At 55.8% G+C, this 22,325-nt stretch carries 18 protein-coding genes; 3 read left to right on the top strand and 15 right to left on the bottom strand.

Annotation, left to right across the window (positions count from 1 at the left end):
• Positions 1-56 precede the first annotated feature (56 nt).
• Positions 57-3,158, bottom strand: a complete 3,102-nt coding sequence (locus tag HF931_RS11680) for a TonB-dependent receptor domain-containing protein (protein ID WP_051602792.1) — start codon at positions 3,156-3,158, stop codon at positions 57-59.
• Between the two features lie 450 nt (positions 3,159-3,608).
• Between HF931_RS11680 and HF931_RS11675 the strand changes: the two genes are divergently transcribed.
• The gene (locus HF931_RS11675) at positions 3,609-5,516 is read left to right on the top strand and encodes an alpha/beta hydrolase family protein (protein WP_051602793.1); all 1,908 of its coding nucleotides are present in this window, start codon (positions 3,609-3,611) and stop codon (positions 5,514-5,516) included.
• A gap of 86 nt (positions 5,517-5,602) precedes the next feature.
• Here HF931_RS11675 and HF931_RS11670 read toward each other — a convergent pair whose 3' ends face one another.
• From HF931_RS11670 to HF931_RS11640, 7 genes are all read right to left on the bottom strand, one after another.
• Positions 5,603-6,010: a F0F1 ATP synthase subunit epsilon gene (locus tag HF931_RS11670; RefSeq protein ID WP_035553719.1), complete on the bottom strand. Its 408-nt coding sequence runs from the start codon at positions 6,008-6,010 to the stop codon at positions 5,603-5,605.
• A 20-nt stretch (positions 6,011-6,030) separates the two neighbouring features.
• On the bottom strand, positions 6,031-7,455 hold the full coding sequence (atpD, locus tag HF931_RS11665; protein ID WP_035553721.1) for a F0F1 ATP synthase subunit beta: 1,425 nt from the start codon (positions 7,453-7,455) through the stop codon (positions 6,031-6,033).
• A gap of 47 nt (positions 7,456-7,502) precedes the next feature.
• A complete protein-coding gene (locus HF931_RS11660; protein WP_035553724.1) occupies positions 7,503-8,381 on the bottom strand; it encodes a F0F1 ATP synthase subunit gamma in 879 nt (292 codons plus the stop codon).
• Between the two features lie 41 nt (positions 8,382-8,422).
• Positions 8,423-9,958, bottom strand: coding sequence for a F0F1 ATP synthase subunit alpha (atpA, locus tag HF931_RS11655; RefSeq protein ID WP_035553727.1), 1,536 nt, complete (start codon positions 9,956-9,958; stop codon positions 8,423-8,425).
• Between the two features lie 8 nt (positions 9,959-9,966).
• Positions 9,967-10,527, bottom strand: a complete 561-nt coding sequence (gene atpH / locus HF931_RS11650) for an ATP synthase F1 subunit delta (protein ID WP_273240229.1) — start codon at positions 10,525-10,527, stop codon at positions 9,967-9,969.
• A gap of 178 nt (positions 10,528-10,705) precedes the next feature.
• Positions 10,706-12,874 (bottom strand): primosomal protein N', encoded by a 2,169-nt coding sequence (locus tag HF931_RS11645; protein WP_273240227.1) that lies wholly within the window; start codon positions 12,872-12,874, stop codon positions 10,706-10,708.
• Positions 12,875-12,953: 79 nt separating this feature from the next.
• Positions 12,954-13,925, bottom strand: coding sequence for a hypothetical protein (locus HF931_RS11640; protein ID WP_273240225.1), 972 nt, complete (start codon positions 13,923-13,925; stop codon positions 12,954-12,956).
• Positions 13,926-14,060: 135 nt separating this feature from the next.
• Between HF931_RS11640 and HF931_RS11635 the strand changes: the two genes are divergently transcribed.
• Complete coding sequence (locus HF931_RS11635; RefSeq protein ID WP_273240223.1) at positions 14,061-15,041, top strand: AAA family ATPase; 981 nt, start codon at positions 14,061-14,063, stop codon at positions 15,039-15,041.
• A gap of 12 nt (positions 15,042-15,053) precedes the next feature.
• A complete protein-coding gene (locus HF931_RS11630) occupies positions 15,054-16,391 on the top strand; it encodes a vWA domain-containing protein (protein WP_035553732.1) in 1,338 nt (445 codons plus the stop codon).
• 55 nt (positions 16,392-16,446) lie between these two features.
• Here HF931_RS11630 and HF931_RS11625 read toward each other — a convergent pair whose 3' ends face one another.
• From HF931_RS11625 to HF931_RS11595, 7 genes are all read right to left on the bottom strand, one after another.
• The gene (locus HF931_RS11625; protein WP_035553734.1) at positions 16,447-17,850 is read right to left on the bottom strand and encodes a tetratricopeptide repeat protein; all 1,404 of its coding nucleotides are present in this window, start codon (positions 17,848-17,850) and stop codon (positions 16,447-16,449) included.
• A gap of 376 nt (positions 17,851-18,226) precedes the next feature.
• A complete protein-coding gene (locus HF931_RS11620) occupies positions 18,227-18,742 on the bottom strand; it encodes a hypothetical protein (protein ID WP_162175999.1) in 516 nt (171 codons plus the stop codon).
• A 147-nt stretch (positions 18,743-18,889) separates the two neighbouring features.
• Positions 18,890-19,516: an energy transducer TonB gene (locus HF931_RS11615; RefSeq protein ID WP_035553739.1), complete on the bottom strand. Its 627-nt coding sequence runs from the start codon at positions 19,514-19,516 to the stop codon at positions 18,890-18,892.
• Between the two features lie 11 nt (positions 19,517-19,527).
• Entirely contained in the window at positions 19,528-19,947 is a 420-nt protein-coding gene (locus tag HF931_RS11610; RefSeq protein ID WP_035553742.1) for an ExbD/TolR family protein, read from the bottom strand.
• Between the two features lie 11 nt (positions 19,948-19,958).
• Positions 19,959-20,375 (bottom strand): ExbD/TolR family protein, encoded by a 417-nt coding sequence (locus tag HF931_RS11605; RefSeq protein WP_035553744.1) that lies wholly within the window; start codon positions 20,373-20,375, stop codon positions 19,959-19,961.
• Positions 20,375-20,884 (bottom strand): MotA/TolQ/ExbB proton channel family protein, encoded by a 510-nt coding sequence (locus HF931_RS11600; RefSeq protein WP_027838575.1) that lies wholly within the window; start codon positions 20,882-20,884, stop codon positions 20,375-20,377. Before HF931_RS11600 ends, HF931_RS11605 begins: the two co-directional genes overlap by 1 nt.
• Before the next feature lie 35 nt (positions 20,885-20,919).
• Positions 20,920-22,317 (bottom strand): MotA/TolQ/ExbB proton channel family protein, encoded by a 1,398-nt coding sequence (locus tag HF931_RS11595; protein WP_035553747.1) that lies wholly within the window; start codon positions 22,315-22,317, stop codon positions 20,920-20,922.
• Positions 22,318-22,325 lie beyond the last annotated feature (8 nt).

The following is a 22,325-nucleotide window of genomic DNA, read 5'->3' as shown; positions in this document are numbered from 1 at the left end:
ATAAAAAAAGCGGCGGATACGCTCCGCCGCTTTCGAGTTTATTGGCTTAACGTAGCCTAGAATTCCTTGCTTACGTTTAGGAAGAACCGACGGCCAAGCCAATCATACTGGGAGTAGAAGGCCGATGTTCCGACGGTGTTGTATTCACCCAATCCCAGCGTGGTGACTGCTGGCGGATGCTCATCAAAGATGTTCGATACACCAACGCGGACATCCACGCCATGTGGCAACTCCCGGCTGATCGACATGTTGTGATAGGTCGTCGCTTCAGTCTCAAGCTTGAAGAAGACAGGCGTGCCGAAATATGTACCGGTCGTGCCGCCATAGCTCTCCACGTTCGACGTCGACCCGATGAAGTCCACACCCCAGAAGTAGGACCAAGGCCCACGATCAAGCGTCGCGCTGATCTCACCGACCCATTCCGGATTGCCAGCTTCGGTATTGGTGTCGATCGGTTCGCTGTTCTCGAACAATGTCAGCTCGTCCTCGAATTGGAACGTGTGCTGAGTGGTCAGCGTCAGTGAACCAAACGAGAAGTCACGGCTGTACTCTGCAGCAACATCAAGACCGGAATTGGTCTGATCAGCCACGTTGATAAAGTTGTTCGTGACTTCAGAGACCAAGAAGTTGTCATTCCGTTCGAACAGGTCACACAGCGGCTCTGTCGCGAAATTATCAGAATTGTAACAGCCAAGCAGGATATTGTTCGCCCCAAGCTGGGTGATCTGGTCTTCGATATTGATCTCGAAATAATCGACGGAAACGCGGAAGTCCGCAAACTCCGGCGCCCAGATCAGACCCACATTGAACGCGTCAGAGGTTTCAGCCTCAAGAATGCCGGCGTTTCCGCTGGCAAACACGGTCGCACTGGAGCCAGAACCATTATGGTTACCCGGTACGCCACCAGCATTACAATTGTCTGCAAGACGTTGCGAAATGTCACCATTCGCAAGGTTTGCTGCCCAGTTGATACACGGATCTATTGTACGCTGCTGAGCAAAGCTGGTTTGCGAAGCGAGGTAGAGTTCGAACAGTGCAGGCGCGCGGAAGGACGTACCATAAGTTGTACGAGCGCGAATGGATGGTGTGATTTGCCAGCCCAGACCGGCCTTGTAGGTCGTGTCGGATCCATAAACGTCAACATCTGTCCAGCGAGCCGACAAGGACAGGTCGACCGCTTCCGCCAATGGCTTGTCCTTCAATAGAGGTATGGCGATCTCGCCAAACACTGCGGTCGTTTCTTTGGATCCTTTTGTGATTCCAGCAGTACTGGAGCCCCAAGCGTTGCCGATCCGGAAGGCTTCGGCTGGCGTGTCGTTGATACGCTCATCAATAAAGCTGACACCAAGTCCAAGATTTACAGTGCCTGCTGGCAACTCGAAGACTGGACCATCGATGAAGGCTTCAAACTGAGCCTGCTCGTAGACCGTATTACCGGTTTCTGTGCCGAACAGGAATGCCCGATCTTCAGCAGAAATGTTCCCTGCGAGGAATTCTGGGTTGTACCAATCAGGAGTGATACACGGAACACCACGCACATCCGTGACACCGTCTGCATCGGCTGCACAGCTTCCAGTTCTGAAATACTGATACGGCGTAATGGCGTCATCATAGATCAAGTCAGACGTGTAGTCGCCGTCAGAGCGGGAAAACTGGAAGAATGTGTTGTAGTGCCAATCAGGGATCAGTGAGTTCATTGATCCTTCGAGACCGATCACCGCATTCATATAGTCTACTGTGATGTTGTCATCGGAATGATCGGTGATGGCAGTAGGGCTCAGACCAATATAGCTGAACTCCCCAGCCGCCGCACCAAATCCGTTGGCCTCAAGGTTGGGATTGTTGGTGAAGATGGTCCCCAGGTAATTGTACATGTAGTCATATTGCCAGAACTGACGATAACCATTCACTTTGGTCTCACGACGATTCAGCAGGAACTCGCCATAAAGCGTGGCAGAATCTGTAAGTTCAAAGTCGCCGTTTCCGTAGAGCGTAATCCGCTCGACTTCCGGGATCATCGTAGTTTGATCCTGGAACGGATGGTCGTTGTTCGTCAGGCCTTCGGACAGTAGCGCCGTTGGCGAATAGACTGGATCAAACGTGGCGCCCGGCAGAAGTAATTCGCCCAAGCCAACCGGGAACCAACCGGCAGGTGCGTCAAGGCCGAAATCGTTCGGGCCCCATGGCGCAAGACCGTTGGCAGCCAGCGAACCATCATAATCATACTGCAGAAGCTGTGGACGAGACTGCCACGGGCGTCCCGTCAAGCCAGCGTCCAGATAGTTGTACAACCAAACGTGTCCCCATGGCAGATCCTGACAGGCATAGTCGCCCGTGCGCGGATCGACGACATCAGCCCGGCTGCCATCACGATTGAAGACGTACGGCTGTCCGCAGGAGAAATAATCCCGGTCACCTTGAGCTAGCTCTTCGCGCTTGGAGTAATCCAGAGACACGAGGAAATTGCCACGGTCCAGCGCCTTGCCATAGCTGCCGCTCAAGCGTAGTTGCTCACCGCCAGCCTCTTCAGGTGCACTGTAGAAGAAATCGATTTCGGAAACGTCGTCTTTCTTGGTGATGATGTTCACGACACCTGCGACCGCGTCCGAACCGTAGATGGAGGATGCACCATCCTTCAGGATTTCGACGTTCTGAACTGCAGACAGCGGGATCGCATTGAGGTCAAATGACGACACGCCACCGCGCGTACCGGCAGGGCCAGCCCGGCGGCCGTTGAGCAGGACCAGCGTCCGGTTGGCTCCAAGTCCGCGCAGGGAGATGGTTTCCGTACCGATGCCGCCATTCTGAACGAAGGCCGACGACGTCGCTGCCGTCACCTGTGGCGAACCGGCGGCTACCGTGGCAGTCTGCAGTAGGGTACCGACATCAGCGATCCCTTTGAGCGCGCCGGAGTCAGCAGAAATGATGTCGAGCGGCGCGATGCTCGTGAATTCATTCGCCAGTCGGGATCCCGTTACGCGAATCGTTTCTTGGGTCAGCGCTTCGCTGTCATCTTCTGCCGCTGTCGGGGTAGATATGATGGCATCGTCCGCTTCGTCAGAAGCATCTTGCGCAACTGCACCAAAAGCCAGTCCACTACACAGCGCTCCTAGCGCGACTGTGCGGAACAAAAAATCATTCCGTTTCGTTCTATTCATTTATCTCGATCCTCTCGAAGCTCACCTAGGTTCGAGTGTCGGCAAATCAGACTCCATATCTTTGAAGTCCAAGAACTCAATTTACCGCCCCTCTACAGAGAGGATTGCAGACCTGTAATATTAAAATCAATAAGCCGGATCATTTTTTGCTGTTCATTTTGTCATCTGTGACATTTCTGCCAATTTTTTGCCGGATCAGCACAGTATAGCCCGACAACACCGCGATGATGAGAAACAATTTTCATCGTTTTCTGAGTTACAAGGCCGTGCGGAGCTCATCTTGACAACGCTCACCTTAATGAAGTCACCTCACCAGAAACCAGAATTGAGGAACTTCAAATGAATAGAAAAGCTTGGCTCACTGCTGGCCTGACCTTAGCCGCAGTCTCACTTGGTCAAGTCTCACACGGCGAACCTGTTCCTATCGAGGACTTGGCAAGAATCCCAGCCATGACGAGCGTGTCCGTTTCTATCGATGGGCAATCAATGTTTGCGCTAATCGGCCCCTCTGAAGGTGACGATCAAGACCGTGCCGTCCTCGCATCATGGGATTTAACAGACCTTACCCGTCCCCCTGTTCTCGCGGCTCCAGATGGAGACGACTCGGAATTCGTTGCCGTGAGGGCACTGAAGGACGGGTATGCAATGACGGTTGTGCGCCAACCTTACACGGGATCACTTCGCGGTTGCTCAGAAGGGAAAATGACGGGGTCCACGCGTACCTGGGTTCGAAAGCTCTTCATTACAGATCAAAATTTCGATGAGTTTGACGAGCCGTTTCTCGATGAAAGAAGCATGCGCGGAGTTAGCAAGTCGACTGAGACTTGCATGCGCATGGAAGGACGAGGCAGCGTCGTGTCCAGATTGCCATTGGACCCAGAAAGAGTGGTTATTTCCCGACTGGACCCTCGTACATTCAGCACGGAGATTGCATACTACGATCTCCAATCCGGAGAAACGTCTAATGTATTCAAGAACACGTCGAGCAGATCTGCCGGATATATTGATGACCGCGACGGTGAAGTTATGTCCGCTTCGGGTTTGGACGAAGAGGGAAACACATTTCAGCTGGATACGTATGTTCGCGCTCATAAAGGAGCCCCGCTTGAACTGCATGAGGAATTGTCGGTTGACTTGGTCAAGCGTCAAGAATTGGTGGTCGACGCATGGGACGAAGAAAGCGGTCGCTACTTCATTGTAACGAACAAATTTTCAGACAAAGCTAACATCTACACCTACGATCCCGTGAGCCGGAAATTCAGCGACGAACCTGTTTTTGCGCATCCGGATTTCGATGCCTCCGGGGTCATAGTTTCTTCCGCTCCTAGCCGATTTGGACGAGTGTTGGGATTCGCATACTCTGCTGAAGTCAGAAAAGTGGAGTGGGTTGATCCAGAGGTGGGTGCAATTATGCTCGGCTTGGAGCAGGCCTTTTCCGGGCAAGACGTGAGAGCCATTCATATCTCAAATGATTTGAACCGAATTGTTTTCGCAACCGAAGCATCCAATCAGCCGCCCCGCTATTTCATACTCGAAGACCAAGCGCAGCTTACGGCTATCGGCAATGAGCGCCCGTGGATCAACCCCCAAGACATTGGCCAAAGCAAGCTCGTTTATTATACCGCGCGAGATGGTATGAAATTGCCAGCCATCCTAACCACTCGCGCGGGGTGGAAACCAAACGACGCACCAGGCAAGGCAATAATCCTACCTCATGGGGGACCGTGGGCACGCGACTATGGAGGTTGGGACGCCAGCGCTTGGGTTCCCTTCTTGACCTCCCGGGGATTCACCGTTCTCCAACCCCAATATCGAGGCAGCGAAGGCTGGGGACTAGATCTCTGGACTGCTGGGGATGGCAAGTTTGGCGGCGTCGTTCAAGATGACAAGGATGATGGTGCCGCTTGGCTGGTGAATGAAGGTTATGCCGCTGAAGACAAAATCGCCATGTTTGGCTATTCCTATGGTGGCTATGCTGCAATGGCAGCAGCGACTAGACCGAACAGTCCTTATCAATGTTCTATCGCCGGGGCTGGCTACGCTGAATCCGCAAAAATCAATGTCAATGTGGACCAGAGCCGTTTCGGAAGAATGGCCTACGCCGAAGGTTTGTCAGGGCGAGACATCATCGAAGATGTAGCTAACGCGGAAATTCCAATCCTGGTTTTTCACGGCGATCGCGACGTCAGGGTCCCAGATGAGTATGGCAAAGCTTTCTATAACGCCATCAAAGATCATACGGTGGCGAAATACGTCAACATTCCGGACATGCCGCACAGCTTACCTTGGACGCCGGAGCAGCAACGACAAAGCCTGAAGGCAATCGAGGACTTTCTGTCAAACGAGTGTGGCCTGTAGTGGGCAGCATCACTGAACGATAGATCAATAAAAAACGCCGCTCCAAAGGGAGCGGCGTTTTTTTATGAGATAGAGAGGCGAGCGCCTTAATTGACCATCGCAGCCTTGAGGCTTTCAAGATAATCATAGTGCTCCTGCAAGGTCAGCCGAGTGCTGTCTTCCTTATCGAGCGACTGTATCTTCAGATGGGTCTCTTCGAGCTCTTTCTGGACATCCTCAACCTTGAGCTTGTCCAGCATGCGAGCTTCCTCGGCAAGAATGGTCAGGCCTTCAGGCGTGACGTCCGCAAAGCCGCCACGCACAAAAATGCGCATCTTGACGTCGTTGCCTTCCAGAACACGAACGACACCGTTCTTCAGTGTCGTCATGAACGGAGCATGGTTTGCCAGCACGCCGAACTCACCTTCCGAGCCGGGGGCGATCACATGGTCCACCTCGCCAGAGAAAAGCTCTCTGGCAGGCGAGACGAGTGAGAAGTGGAGTTTGTTGGCCATACTTCCTTGTCCGTAATCGCTTAGGCGTCAGCCAGCATTTTCTCGGCTTTGGCTTTCGCCTCTTCCATGTTGCCGACCATGTAGAAGGCCTGCTCTGGAAGATGGTCGTACTCACCCGCGATCAGGCCCTGGAAGCCCTTGATCGTGTCTTCGAGCTTGACCTGAACGCCTGGCGAACCGGTGAAGACCTCAGCAACGTCGAACGGCTGGGACAGGAAGCGCTCAACCTTACGGGCGCGTGCCACGGCCAGTTTGTCTTCTTCCGAAAGTTCGTCCATGCCGAGGATGGCGATGATGTCCTGAAGTTCCTTGTAGCGCTGCAGGATTTCCTGAACACCACGAGCCACGTTGTAGTGATCATCACCGACAATCATCGGGTCGAGAATACGGCTGGTAGAGTCCAGCGGGTCCACGGCAGGATAGATGCCTTTCTCAGCGATTGAACGGTTTAGAACCGTCGTTGCGTCAAGGTGGGCAAACGAGGTTGCCGGAGCCGGGTCGGTAAGGTCGTCAGCTGGAACGTAGACAGCCTGAACCGATGTGATCGATCCCTTGGTTGTGGACGTAATACGCTCCTGCAGGCCACCCATGTCGGTTGCCAGTGTCGGCTGATAACCCACAGCTGAAGGAATACGACCGAGAAGTGCGGACACCTCAGCACCTGCCTGCGTGAAGCGGAAGATGTTGTCGACGAAGAACAGAACGTCTTTGCCTTCTTCATCACGGAAGTACTCAGCCTGGGCCAGACCGGTCAGAGCAACACGTGCACGTGCGCCCGGAGGCTCGTTCATCTGGCCGTAGACCAAGGCAATGCGGCTCTCGCCTTCCAGGTCGATAACCTTGGATTCGATCATCTCGTGATAGAGATCGTTCCCTTCGCGGGTACGCTCACCCACGCCGGCGAACACAGAGTAACCACCGAACAGCTTCGCGATGTTGTTGATCAGTTCCATGATCAGAACGGTCTTGCCAACACCAGCACCGCCGAACAGGCCGATCTTGCCGCCTTTCACGTATGGGCAAAGCAGGTCGACAACCTTGATGCCCGTGACCAGCACTTCGGATTCGGTCGACTGATCGACGAATTCAGGGGCTTCGGCGTGAATTGGCCGACGCATTTCGGTATCGACCGGGCCGCGCTCGTCAATCGGCTCACCGATGACGTTCATGATGCGGCCAAGCGTTGCCGGACCAACCGGAACCGTAATCGGAGCGCCCGTATCAGCGACCGACTGACCACGCACCAGACCTTCGGTAGAGTCCATGGCGATCGTACGAACCGTGCTCTCGCCAAGGTGCTGCGCGACCTCAAGCAGAAGGCGGTTGCCGTTGTTGTCTGTTTCAAGCGCGTTCAGAATAGCGGGCAGGTCGCCGTCGAATTCGACGTCGACAACAGCACCGATCACCTGGGACACGCGGCCGTTTGCGTTTGCGGGAGTGCTCATGCGGGTCGTCTCCTTTGGAGCGGGTATATAGATTCAGTCTTGGCCATTTAGAGTGCCTCAGCACCGGAGATGATCTCGATCAGCTCCTTGGTGATCTGGGCCTGGCGTGCGCGGTTGTATTGCAGTGACAGCGAGTCAATCATTTCGCCGGCATTGTTGGTCGCGTTGTCCATGGCCGTCATGCGGCTGGCCTGCTCGCCTGCTGCGCTTTCCAGCATGGCAGACAATATCTGGGTATTGATATAGCGCGGCAGCAGCGTTTCCAGAATGGCTTCCTCAGATGGCTCATAAATGTAGAGCGCGTTTCCAAGATCGACCGTTTCGGAATCTTCCGGAGCTGATGCCGGGATGAGTTGCTGTGCAGTCGGAACCTGGCTCAACACGTTCTTGAACTGCGAATAGACGAGTGTAGCCACGTCGAAGTCGCCCTGGTCGAATTCGAGCGTCAGCTTCTTGCCGAGGCCAATCGCGGATTCCGAGAAATCACCGCCCTTGACGCCAGAGAGGTCGACATGGCCAACGAACAGATCGCCATATTCGCGGGAAAGCTGTTCACGTCCCTTCTTGCCGACGGTGAGGATTTTCACCTCCTTGCCCTCGGCGCGAAGCTCGTCGATTTTCTGCTTGGCCAGCTTCACCACATAAGTGTTAAAGCCACCCGCCAGGCCACGCTCCGCTGTCAGCACGACAACAAGGTGTATCTTATCTTCACCGGTGCCGGTCAGAAGCTTTGGCCCACCAGCGCCAGCTGATGCCGACAGGTTTGCCAGCACGGACGCCAGACGCTCGGCGTATGGACGCGCAGCCGTCGCAGCGTCTTGCGCCCGCTTCAGCTTCGCGGCCGCGACCATCTGCATGGCCTTGGTGATCTTCCGCGTGGATTTCACGCTTCCGATCCGGTTCTTGAGGTCCTTCAAGCTGGGCATGTCAGGCCTTCTGGTTCTTCGTTCTCAAACTGCGGGCGAAATCAGGCGAACTTCGCCGTGAAATCGTCGAGTGTTTTCTTGATCTCGGCTTCGATGTCGTCCGTGAGGGCTTTCTCCTCACGGATTTTCTTCAACAGATCAGCCTTCGCGCCACGAACGTGAGCCAAAAGCTCCTTCTCGTAGCGGGTGACATCCTTCAGATCGACGCCGTCGAGATAGCCGCGCGTACCGGCATAAATCACGATGACCTGCTCTTCCATCAGAAGCGGAGAGTATTGTGGCTGCTTGAGGAGCTCCGTCAGACGGGCACCACGGTTCAGCAGGCGCTGTGTCGCGGCGTCGAGGTCGGAACCAAACTTAGCGAATGCAGCCATCTCGCGATACTGAGCCAGCTCACCCTTCATGGAACCGGCAACCTTCTTCATGGCCTTCGTCTGGGCAGCGGAGCCCACACGAGACACCGAGAGGCCGACGTTCACAGCCGGGCGAATACCCTGGTAGAACAAATCGGTTTCAAGGAAGATCTGGCCGTCTGTGATGGAAATCACATTCGTCGGGATGTAGGCCGACACGTCGTTGGCCTGCGTTTCAATGATCGGCAGGGCCGTCAGGGAGCCATTGCCAGCCGCGTCACCCATCTTCGCAGCGCGCTCAAGCAGGCGGCTGTGGAGATAGAATACGTCACCCGGATAAGCTTCGCGGCCCGGAGGACGGCGCAACAGCAGCGACATCTGGCGGTACGCAACAGCCTGCTTGGAAAGGTCATCATAGATGATCAGGGCGTGCATGCCGTTGTCACGGAACCACTCACCCATCGCGCAACCGGTGAACGGTGCGAGGTATTGCATCGGAGCCGGCTCGGAAGCAGTTGCGGATACAACAATCGTGTAATCCAGTGCGCCGCGCTCTTCGAGCGTCTTGACGACCTGCGCAACAGTGGAACGCTTCTGACCAATCGCGACGTAAACGCAGAACAGCTTCTCGCTGTCGTTCTTTGCCGCGTCATTTGTCGGCTTCTGGTTTAGGATGGTGTCGACACAGACAGCGGTCTTGCCGGTCTGACGGTCACCAATCACAAGCTCACGCTGGCCGCGGCCAACCGGGATCATGCCGTCGATAGCCTTGATGCCGGTCATCATTGGCTCATGCACGGATTTCCGCGGAATGATGCCAGGAGCCTTGACGTCCACACGGGCACGCTCAGCAATATCGGTGATCGGGCCTTTGCCGTCGATCGGTTCACCGAGCGGGTTCACAACGCGGCCCAGCAGGCCTTTGCCAACCGGCGCAGCAACGATCTCGTCGAGACGCTTGACTGTGTCGCCTTCCTTGATCGAACGGTCGTCACCGAAGATCACGACGCCGACATTGTCGTTTTCAAGGTTGAGCGCCATGCCTTTGATGCCGCCGTCGAATTCGACCATCTCGCCAGCCTGAACGCTGTCGAGACCATAGATGCGGGCGATACCGTCGCCAACTGACAGAACCTGACCGACATCGGAAACTTCAGCTTCAACGCCAAAGTTTTCGATCTGCGATTTCAGGATGCCCGAAATTTCTGCTGGTGAGATGTCCATCGAGCTACTCATGCTCCCTTCATGGCGGTGTTCATGCGATCCAGTTTGGCGGCCAGGCTGGCGTCAACGAGTTGGGACCCGATGCGCAGCTGAATGCCGCCGATCAGCGAGGCATCAACCTCGCTGGACAATTCGACCTCGCCGCCAACGGCCTTGGCGAGGATTGATTCGATACGCTGGCGCTCTGCACCAGTCATTTCCTTTGCGGTGCGAACAACTGCGCGCTTCACACCGCGCTGCTTCGCGTACAATTCGTCAAAGGCGATTTGCGCGCTCAGAATTTCCTGAGAGCGGCCATTGCGGGCCATGACGCCGACGAAATTCGACAACAGTGCCGAGAACCCAGCCTTCTTCATGACTTCGGTCAGGGCACCCACTTTCTCATCCGCCGAAAAGGCTGGCGAACCGAGCAGAATGGCCAGATCCTTGGATTCCTTCGGCAGTTCTGCAAATGCCTGAAAATCCTTGTGGACTTCGGCAAGAGCGCCCTTGTCCTGAGCAAGATCGAAGAGCGCGCTGGCATAGCGCCGGGCAGCTTCGCTCGCTTTTGTCACTTTAGATGCAGCCAAGGTTCTGTCGTCCGTGATTGAGTCGGTCAAATCGACCTGAAAAACAAAGCAGGACAACGCACCTCGCGGTACGTGCCCATGAAAACTGTGCGCCGCTTAGCATCAGTCTTTCACCCTGACAACACAGCCAAAGAAGCTATCTATGCGGCGAAATGGCATTCACTGCAAAACCACAGGGCTACAGGAATGAGTATGGATCGATATCCACCGACATCCGCACCGGGTTTGGCAACTTCAAACGAGCGATCCAGGCGGCCATATAGGCTGAAAGATCAATGTTTTTGGGCGATTTTACGAGAAACCGCCGTCGGTGGCGTCCCCTCAGCACAGCAATGGGAGCTGGCGCGGGCCCAAACACCTCAATTCCTTCGCCGTTAGGTGCCTGCTGTACGATCTGCAGGGCAATTTCATCAACCATCTGCGCTGAAGGTGCAGACAGAATCATCGCCGCCAGTCGCCCAAATGGCGGAAGGCCAAGTTCAGCGCGAACATCCCGTTCAATCTGGAGAAATCCGTCTCGATTGTTATCCGCCAACGCAAGCATCGCCGGGTTATCCGGCGCATAGGTCTGCACCAATGCCCGCCCTGGCCGCTCTGCCCGGCCCGCACGGCCCGCAACCTGGCTGAGCAGTTGGTACGTGCGTTCACCTGCGCGGAGGTCTCCGCCCTTCATGCCACTGTCGGCGTCGACGACGCCCACGAGTGTAAGATTCGGGAAATTATGACCCTTGGCGACAATTTGCGTCCCGATGAGGACATCAATCTCGCCCTGCTCCATCCTGTTCACAATTCCGCGCGTCGCCTCGCCACCCTGCGCCGTATCGGACGAAAAGATTTCAATCCGCGCCTCGGGCATCAATGTTCGCACTTCTTCGGCGACCCGCTCCACTCCCGGGCCAACCCCCATCAGAGAATCAGCGGCGCCGCAATGCGGACACGTCTTGGGCTTTGGAATCGAATAGCCGGTGACATGGCAAACGAGCCGCCCAGTATAACGGTGTTCGGTTAGCCAGTTTTCAGTTCCGGGTGTCTTCAGTCGTTCACCACAACTTTTGCAAATCACAAGTGGCGCGTAGCCCCGGCGGTTCAGAAACAGAAGCGTTTGCTCGCCCGCCGCGAAGGCTTCCTGCATTGCATGGATCAGATGTGGAGACAGCCAGTGATTGCGCTCCGGCGGCGCACGGCGAAGATCAACGAGATCAACATCCGGCAGTCGCGACGCGCCCGGCCGCGCAGAGAGTCTCAGCCTCTGATAACGCCCGGATTCTGCGTTTACCATCGTTTCCAGCGCTGGCGTCGCAGAGGCCAGCACAACAACAGCCTCTTCTAGTTTCGCCCTCATGACCGCCATGTCGCGCGCATGGTAAGTGACGCCGTCTTCCTGCTTGTAGCTGCCGTCGTGCTCCTCATCGATGATGATCAGCTTCAACTGCCGATACGGAAGGAAGAGCGCCGAACGCGCGCCAATCACGATTCGGGCGCGCCCATGCGCCACCTCCCGCCATGTCCGGCGGCGCTCCTTGTCAGAAAGACCCGAATGCCATGGCGCCGGTTTCGCTCCGAAACGCGACTCGAACCGGGACAGAATTGCCTGCGTCAGCGCGATTTCCGGCAAGAGGACGAGAATTTGCGCGTCGGCATCAGTCTTCAGCGCTTCAGCGATGGCCTCGAAATAGACTTCTGTTTTGCCGGAACCTGTCACCCCGTCGAGCAGGAATGTCTCGAAAGCGCGGGCGGCCACCGAAGACTTGAGCGCTTGCGCGGCTTCGGCCTGCTCATCGGTCAAGGTCGCGCCGGGCAGATCGGCCAATGGAGACTCAAATGGCAGATCTGTTGCGATTGATTCCGCGCGCAGAACGCCAGCATCTGCCAATCCTTTCACCACACCTGACGAGACGCCCGCCGCTTCTGACAGCGCGGATGCGCTTTGCGGACCGAGCTCTCTGGCAGCGTCGATCAACTTGGTCCGAGCCTCGGTGACTCTCGGCGGCGTGGCCCCTGTGAGCGAATATACAGTCTCAGTCGGCGACGGCACCAATCCCCCACGAGAACGGAGCGCCATGCCAAGGACGTGGCCGGGATGAGACACGGTATATCGCGCAGCCCATTGAATGAATTCCCGCATCGGACGGGACATGGACGGCGTAGGATAGACTTCGGATACGAATTTCAGCTTTCGCCCTTCACCTGCACTGTCGGGCAAAATCTCCAGAACGACGCCGGTTCGCTGATACTTGCCGAGTGGTGCAGCTACGTACGCCCCCTCCTGAACGTCCAGCCCCTCGGGCACCGCATAGTCGAACGGTTCCGGCAGAGGCAGGGGAAAGAGAATCCGAGCGATGGGCATGAGCGAATCCCTACCCTGACGCTTCTGACCTGTCGAACCTTTCGGTCACCTGACAATTTTGACTGGCGATGCAACGAACCTACACACGTTCCAATTGCCGGATGGCCAGCTCAATTTCCTGCATGAGCACCGCCTCACTCGAGCCCGTCATGCCCTCATCATCTGCAACTTCAAGCGCCTTAACATCATACTCCCAACGCCGAAGCAGTTCGAGCTTCAAACTGTCTTCACACCTGCTGGACATGAGTTGATGAACTGATTTGAAGGCGTCGGCCGGATCAAGCAAGGCGGCATCCAGATCAACATCCAATGATCGGCCAGCCTGGTAGAGCCTGTCGAGAAAATACTGCCGCTCGAGATAGGCTTCAGCCGTCTCCCTGTCCGTGAACATCTTGCCGGCCGCGTAGAATACCCCTCCTTCTTCGCTGACGATCTCGCCAGAACTCGATGCTTCTGCGCTGACGGACATGACCGGCTGGTCTGGTGCGTAAACATGGTCAGGAATTCCGTGCAGATGCACATCTTTCCCGGAATGCGTTTTCAATATCTGTACCGCGCGTCGCTCGTCACCCGCATTCCAGGTCCGCACCCATAAGGCGAGCCCACCATGTGCAATCTGGTCGGAGACATAGTCACCATGTTCCTTGCCTATGAGCCGCGCGAGAACGGCGCCTAGTGCAGCACCTCCACCGCCGCCGACGGCCATGCCAGCCAATGCGGCCGCCAATGCGCCACCGGATGCAACCACCGGCACCAATCCAGCAAGCGCCCCAACATAAATCAGTCCTCCGATCACGGCGCCTTCCGCCGCACCGACATCCTCTTCCGCAACGTAGGCAATGCGTGGCGCCAGGGAATCATCCTCAATCTCGGAAACTTTGCGATACGCATGTCCAAGCGCGCGCTCAACACTGTCTGTCGCGGCAAGAAGGGAAATCTCGGCCCGGTCAAATCCATGAGACAAGAGGTCGTCAATCGCCGCCTGCAAAGCATCCTCACTGTCGAACACCCCAACAGCTTCACGGACCATTGCCACATCCTGGTCGCTCATCTTTCTTCTCCCACAAACCAGCCTAATCATAGCAGATACGAGGCCATCATCCCAATTCGGGGAACTACGTAAGGCTACCCCTACCCCAGCGATACCGCTTGCCAGTTTCCCTCCCGAGACCTACCCATTGGACCGATGACACAGACTTCCCTCACCGGCTACGAGCCCATGACCTCGATCGAGGCCATTACGTCCGGCCTTGAATCTGTTGGATATATATCCACGCAACAGATCTCGACGGCCGTCTTTCTCGCTCTTGGTTTGCGAAAGCCCATCCTGATCGAAGGACCCGCAGGTGTCGGCAAAACCGACCTTGCAGCCTCGCTGTCGCGTTGGCTTGATGTGCCTCTTCTACGGCTGCAATGTTATGAAGGCCTGGATGAAGGCAAGGCGCTGTACGAATGGAAGTACGGTAAACAGCTTCTGTATACTCAGCTGCTGAAGGAAAAACTGAACGAAGTCGTAGGCGACGAAAAGACGCTTGAATCTTCCCTCCAAAAGCTTGGATCTTTCGAAGACCTGTTCTTCTCGGAACAATTCCTTGAAGCACGACCTTTGCTGACGGCCATGCGCCAATCAGCTGGCAGCGTCTTGCTGGTCGACGAGATTGACAAGTCTGATGAGGAATTTGAAGCGTTTCTCCTGGAGGTTCTTTCCGACTACCAGGTTACGGTGCCGGAGATCGGAACGATCAAGGCGAACGTGCCACCGATCGTTATTCTGACGTCGAACAATGTGCGTGAGCTCGGCGATGCCTTGAAACGCCGTTGTCTTCACTTGCACATCGGATTTCCAGATCATAAGCGCGAACAACGCATCGTGCAGGCCAGGGTTGAGGGGGTGTCTGAGGATCTGCTGGAACAGTTAATCAGCTTTGTGCAGTCCGTGCGCGAACTAGATATCAAGAAGCAGCCGTCCATCGCGGAAACTGTTGATTGGGCCAAGACGCTGCTTCTGCTGCATGCGAACGCACTTGATGAAGCGTTTGTCCGAGACACACTCAACGTACTCCTGAAACATGAAAGCGACATTGAGGCGGTGAACACAGATATTCCAAAACTGGTGCGCGAAGCGACCAGCGGCAAACCCATGTATCCGGGGCAATTTACGCGCTAGGCTGGAAAAGGCATGGAACGTCAAATCACCAGCTTCATTCGAGCCCTTCGCGCGTCTGACGTGCGCGTTTCCACGGGTGAAGCCATTGACGCCACCCGTGCTGTTTCCGTGGCGGGCTATTCAGACCGAGCCTTCCTGAAGGATGCCTTGCGGTGCACGCTGGCCAAATCACCAGAAGAAGCCGTCACATTTGACGAATTGTTTGATGCGTATTTCGCCCCACGCAGCCTGAACTCCTCATCTCAAGACCAAGACAATCAAAACTCCGAGCAGAGTGATGCTTCTTCGGAGATTGACCCGGTGGACCTGATGGAGTCGGGCGACGAAGCCGCGATTGCGTCTGCACTGGAGCGCGCGGCGAATGCCGTTGATGCGGACGATATTAGATTCTCTACTCAGATTGCTTACTATGCCCAACAAATGGTGCGTGAAATGGGCGGCGAACGAATACAGGAACGTCTCATGCAGGCGTTTCAGCAGCGCAGCGAAGAGGGCGATACTGAAGCAGAGCGGCTAATCGACCTAAGACGAGACTTGACAATGCGGGCGCGGGAACGCGTGCAGCGCAGCTATGACATCTTCGGCAAGGGCGAGACCGAGCAGTTCCGAAATGAGTTCGCTGAGAACAAGAAACTCTCAGCCATTGAACTAAGTGATATGGCACGCATGAAAGTTCTGGTCGCGCGTATCGCAAAGCGCCTCGCAGTGAAGCACTCTCGAAGACGCAGAAAAAAGAACCGAGGCCAGCTGGACGTACGACGCACAATGCGTGCGAATGCCGGAGTTGATGGTGTTCCCTTCAACGTCGTCTGGCGCCAGAAGCGAAGGGAGAAACCAAAGATTGTCGTGATTTGCGACGTATCCGGATCAGTCGCTCGCTACGTCCGGTTTCTGCTTTTGCTCCTTTGGTCCATGAAGGATGTCGTGCCGGACCTGCACGCCTTCGCGTTCTCGAACAAGTTAGTCGATGTTGATGACATCCTCGAGAAGAACAAATTCGAAGACGCCATGGACCAAATCCTTCGCGTCGCAGGCATGGGGTCTACCGATTATGGCGAAGCCTGGACCAATCTGAAATCTGGCCACGAACAACTCATTGACCGGCGCACGACGATCATCGTTCTCGGCGACGGTCGATCCAATCATGGCAACCCGCGCACGGATTTGTTCCGGAGCTTTGCTGCCCGCGCAAAGCGTACAATCTGGCTGAACCCGGAGCCACAGCCAGCATGGGGCACGGGGGATAGTGAAATTCCGCGCTACCGCCCCTACTGCTCTTCCATGAGCCAAGTCTCCACACTCAAGGATCTTGAGCGAGCGGTCGACGACGTGCTCAGCGCTTACGCCTGAATCGAAAAAGCCCCGGCAAATGCCGGGGCTCTCTCAATCTCAACTACCCATTTCTTTACGAGCGCTGCGCGCGGCACTCTGGGGTGTTGTTGAACTTTTCTTCCGCTGCCTTGAGACGCTCTGGGACAGTCTTGCAGCTTTCCGGAACGTTCTCTTCACCAAGAACTTCAAGACGCTTACAGATTTTCGCTTCGTTCTCGATGTTGAGATAAGCTGACTGAACCTCGAAGCAGACCAATGCGTCAGCCGTGGCCTCTTCAGAGTCCATGAACTGCAGCCAGCCGCGTCCACCGCGATTGTTGGCCTGACGGAATGCCTCACGCGCGCCAGCGCGATCATTGCGCTCGTAGCGCGATTGACCGATCATCACATAAGCCGTGCCGCGATCTTTCACGCCGCCAGCGTTCAGTGCATCAGTCAGCGCTTCTTCTGTCTCTTCCCACATCTGCAGGTCAGCATAAGAGCGGCCAAGACGCTCGAGCATGGCACCGCCGCCGCCAGCAGCAGCAGCTTGCTTGATCACAGGAATGGCTTTCTCGTGCTCACGAGCGACCTGATAGAGGTTGGCCAGCAATTCCAGATTCTTGAGTGACTTGCTGATGCGACCAGCATTCATCTCTTTCTCGAGAATCTGAGCAGCATGGTAAGGCGCGTTGAAGCGGTTGTAGAAGTTCACAACCCGCATCAATTCGTCTTCCTTGGTCAGAAGCCCGGCGAGATACATTGCCTTCTGAACTTCAAAGGCTCTGCGTTCTTCATTCGCAGCGAAGTAGTTACCTGCGATCGCATCCCAATACTTCCGCTCAGTTGGGTTGCGAACCAGCACTTCTTCCAGAATGGAAGCGAGCTTCGCTTTGTCGTCGACCGAGTTGTAGAGATAGATCAGCAGGTCATAAACTTCCTGCTTGTAGTTGCTCCCGTCGTCGCGCTTGACCTCTTCAGCCCATTTGATGGCTGTCTGGAAATCGTCAACGCGCTGATAGAGAACTGCCAGCTGCCACTTTTGTTGGCGATCCGGCTGGCCACCGGCCTGCTGCCACTTCTTCATGAATTCAAGCGCCTTCTCGACGTTCTCACCCTGAAGATAGATCTGTGCGATATTGTAATAAGTCTGCGCTGCGTCCTTGGCTGGAATGTAGCCCTTATCGAGTGCGGACTGCAGGTCGCGAATAGCGCCCTGACGGTCGCCACGTTCAATATTGATATAAGCGGACAGTTTGAGAACCGCACCTTCTTCGTAGCAATTCAGTTCCTGAGACTTCAGCTGGTTCATGAATTGCGACGCAGCATTGAAGTCCTTGTCTGTCATGGCAGACTGTTCGGCCTTCAAGTAGATCTCGCCCGTCTTCGAGGAGAACTGCGTCTCTTCACAAGCGGCTTGCGCCATTGCAGCACCAGCGCCAAAGGCTGCCATCATGCCGGCCAGAACGGCACCTTTCAGGGTTGCTTTAAATCCCATAATTCCTCTCCTGTCCGCAGGGACCGCGGGTTCAGCTCTATCAACCGGAATTGCCCGGCCGGATCAAGGACTTCCGCGCGCTTTGTGAGGCTTTTTATGCGCGTGCGTAATCCAAGTGTAAATCTATTACGGTTCGTGCCGAATATGGGTGCAAGCGACACGGCGCGTCAACGATGTACTACAGGGTTTTAATGATTATCACTCCTCACTAAGGCGAAATTGAAGCGGGTATGAAAATCCGTGCGATTCAGCGGGCTGACCCTTCAAAATTCCCGGCAAAAACTCTGCCTTTTCGACAGAACGGCGCGCCTCTGATTCGAACCCGCGGTGCGAGCAGTCCGCGACCACATTGAAGGGCACGCCTCGCGCGGTGAGACTAAACCGGACCAGGCACTCCCCCCTCCTGACCGCGAGATGCCATCGCTCTCGGATAAACAGGAAGAGGTCGCCTGACAGGCGTCGCGATACGATCAATGATCGGGCTCGCATCTGTCATCAAAGTGCTGACATCAGCAGTCGGCGTCCTGGACGGCACCCCTCCAACATGCGTTATCGGCGGCAGCCCCACATCTGTGTCAATTGGCGACCTCTGCGGTGGTGGAGGCGGCGTTTGCACGTCAATCATTTCAGGCCTTGGCCGAACGAAAATCGCCGTATGAGGGTCGTGGTGGCTATATACGATGGATTCGAGAATTCGCTGTGGCGAAGGGTCAAGTGTGACGTCTTCGACGCTGATGAGACCGTCCATAATATAGAAGAGACCTGCCGTGATCATCGCGGCTGGCGCGAGCGCCGCGAGCGATCGCCTCCAACCAGACGACAGAATAGAACGCCGCCCGATGGAAAGGGTTGGAGCTGCAGTGTCGACTGCGCCGGCAAGGGTATAACTCATCAGACTTCCTCCAATTATCGTTTTCTTATTGTAATATTATGTCATAACCTTTACGTAGCGGCAACCCCGCGCCTTTATGGGAGCTTTAACCAAAAAAGGGCGCCCCATGGAGCGCCCTTCTTCAAATTCGCGATGTGTCTGCCGGACTTAGTCAGCCAGCTTGAACTCCAGTGGGTAAACCACGTTTTTACGCTCAGCTGCCTGACCCCGGATAATCTTCGGAGCAAACTCCACCTTGCTGACAGCCCGCTCGGCTTCCCGCTTGAACACATTGTCTGTGCAGGTTGCGGTAATGTTGTACGGGCGTCCACGGGTGTCCACGTCGAAGCGAACTTCACAGCTTCCTTCCGTGCCCCGTTCAGCAGCACGCTGCGGATAAGACGGGGTCGGTGGACGAATTGGCTGTGCGTCGCGGTCAGAAATCGCAACCGGATCGATCGCCAGTGAGTCCATGCGGCCAAGGTTCAGATCGGTCGGTGCGGCACCCTCAATACGTGGGGTTGGCAAATCGATCTGGGACTTCGTTGCCGAGACTTTCGGCGGCGGTGGTGGCTTCTGCGCAGAGTCGATGCGCTTCGGCTTTGACCGCTGACGAACGCGAACGTCGGAGTCCTGCTGTTGTGGCGTAATCGCCGACAGAACACGCTGCTCGCTCTCGTCAAGCCTCACTTCTTTGACGCTGATCAGGTAGTTCATCAGCATGAAGAGAGCGTAGACGATCGGAACCGCGATCCCGAGCGCAATCACCAGGCGAAGAAGGGGATTATTTAGCATGTGGCTGTCTCCTATTCTCTCTTCGCCGACACGTCGATCACGGTGGCACCATCAAGCTTGTTGATGGTTTCCATCAGATCGACCAGCACTTCAGCTTCGGAAGCAACATCGGCCTGAACGACGATCTTACCACGAGGATTGTCTTCACGCATCTGTTTGATGGTAAAGGCGACCTCGTCTGCTGCCACTTCCTTCTTGTCGATAAAGACACGGCTTTCCGCATCAATCGCGACCAGAATGGCAAGCGGCTTGGCAGTCGCTTTGTTATCCACGTCAGGACGGACGATATCCACGCCCGGCTCTTTGATGAACTGTGCCGTCACGATGAAGAAGATGAGCAGGATGAAGACCACATCCAGCATTGGGGTGAGGTTGACGTCGTCTTCCGCACCACCGCCACCGGCCATGCTCTGGCGTTTTCTACGTGCCATGTGCTGCTCCTCTATTCTGCCTGGGACAAGACAAGGTTCACCCCTGTCGTGTAGCCAGCACTATAGGCGGCGTCCCGAATAAGGACGATGACACCGTTCTTCGATTTAGGATGCGCCTGAATCACAACCTGGCTTTCCGGGTTCTCGGCACGCACACGCTCAATGTTTGCGCGGACGGCTCCGACATCGGTGACACGGCCATTGACCGTGATCAGGTTGGACTCATCAACATAGATCAGAATGGCCGGAACTTGCTGCTGCTGCTGATCCTGCGGTGCAGGCGGCGGCGGCGGCTCGAGGCCAATCGTCTCTTCCTGGGCGAAGGTCGATGTCACGATGAAGAAGATGAGCAGGATGAAGACAACGTCCAGCATGGGCGTAAGGTCAACATTTGCCTCTTCAGGGGCTCTGTGGGTACGTCCTCGCATCAGCTAATCTCCATCGCATCTTCGACCTGCTGGACCGAGCGGTTAACCCGGCGGTCCATGCCGGAGGTGAACAGAATGCCTGAGAGCGAAGCGACCATGCCTGCCATCGTCGGGATCGTAGCGCGGGACACACCGGCCGACATGGCCTTGGCATCCGCACCGCTGGTGATCGCCATGATGTCAAACACTGCAACCATGCCGGTCACGGTGCCAAGCAGACCAAGCAGCGGCGCGAGCGCCACCATGGCCTTGGTCAGCTGGACATTCTGTTCCGCTTTCATGCGGACTTCAGAGACCAGCTTGTCTTTTACCCAGTGCGCGAGTGTGGATTTCCGGTCGGAGCGCGAACGCCACTCCGCAATCGCATCGGCAGCGACCTGCTTATGTGCGAACCTGAAATAGAACACGCGTTCCAAAATCAGGCCCCACATAAAGAATGTTGCGAGCATAATAACCAGCAACACTGGTCCGCCACGATCGAGGAAAGCCTGTAAGTCTGCAAAACCCATATCGGGTTACTCCTCGGGTGAACGAGGGAGGTGGCTTACGCCACCGCCCCGCGCGTGGATTCCGCTTTCTCGGCGACCAGGCCAGCAGCCTGTTCGTCAAGCATCTGCTGGTTGCCGCGCGCCATTGCGGACACGACTGCATGAACCAGAAGAAGCGGGATAGCTGCGACCAGACCGAACACGGTGGTCATAAGCGCAACGGAGATACCGCCAGCCATCAGCTTCGGATCACCAGCACCGTAGATGGTGATCGACGTAAAGGTGATGATCATACCGATAACGGTACCGAGCAGACCGAGCAGCGGTGCAACAGCAGCAAGAACCTTGATGATGTCGTTGAAGCGCTCAATGCGCGGGCTCTCGCGAAGGATCTGTTCGTCCAGCTTGAGTTCCAGCGTCTCGATATCGTTCTGCTTGTTCTGCTCGTAAGCTTCGAACACGCGAGCCAGCGGGTTGCCGTCACCAGCCTGACGGGTTTTCGCCGTCTTGCGCATTGCGCTACCCATCGTGAACAGGGTGAAGATCTTGTAGAGACCAAGCAGCAGGCCAACAGCCAGCAGGAACATGATCACGGCACCAACCGGACCACCTTGCTTCACACGGTCGCCAAGCTCTGGAAGGTCACCCAGAATGCCGAACAGGTTACCCTTGGATGGGTCGACCGGGGCGCGGACAACTTGGTCCGGACCAGCATTGATCAGGCTGCGCATGGAAGATGCAAAGGCGCCGGAAGGCTGCTTTTCAAAAGCCTGCAGGAAGGTTTCGCCGTCGTCCTTCTTGCGGACCTCAACAAACTTCGTGCCGTCAACCGTCGCGGCAGTGAACACGCCAACGCGCATCACTTCTGCTTCAGCGTTTGAGGAATCAGGACCGATACCATCAACAGTTGTGGTGAAAGACTTCACTTCGGACTGAGCAATCATTTCCTGAAGCATCGCTTTTGGAAGACGCTCGAGCTGAGCGCGGTTCGGAAGCGTACGCGCTTCAGCGATTTCGGCAATGCCCTCGACGCGGCCCTGGTAATCAAAGTTCGCGAAGGAGTTGGAGATTTCCGGCATGGTTTCACCAGCGGCCGTACGGAACTGACCCAGCAGCTCCTGGAAGTCACCGGCTTGCTCGGAAACCTGAGATTCCAGATCCGCAAGAGTCGCTTCGTTTGCGTCGAACTGTGCGCTCAGCGCACGGCCACGACCTTCAGCTGCAGCAAGTGCGCCGCGAGCTTCAGACATTTTCTGTTCCTGGGCAGCGGTATCTGCCTGGAATTCACGCAGACGCTGCTGGTCTTCAGCGGACATCTGGTTGGAGTCCTGACGCACTTTGGCGAGAACATCCTGAAGTGATTGTGCGGAGGCCGGAGCGGACACCGCGATAGAGCCGAGGCCGAGCAGCGTAGCTGCACCGAGAGCCTTCAGCGAGGAATTGAACTTCAACATTGTATTAC

Source organism: Hyphomonas atlantica corrig., assembly GCF_017795365.1.
GTDB lineage: Bacteria > Pseudomonadota > Alphaproteobacteria > Caulobacterales > Hyphomonadaceae > Hyphomonas > Hyphomonas atlantica.
This window is presented reverse-complemented; position numbering and strand designations above follow the sequence as displayed.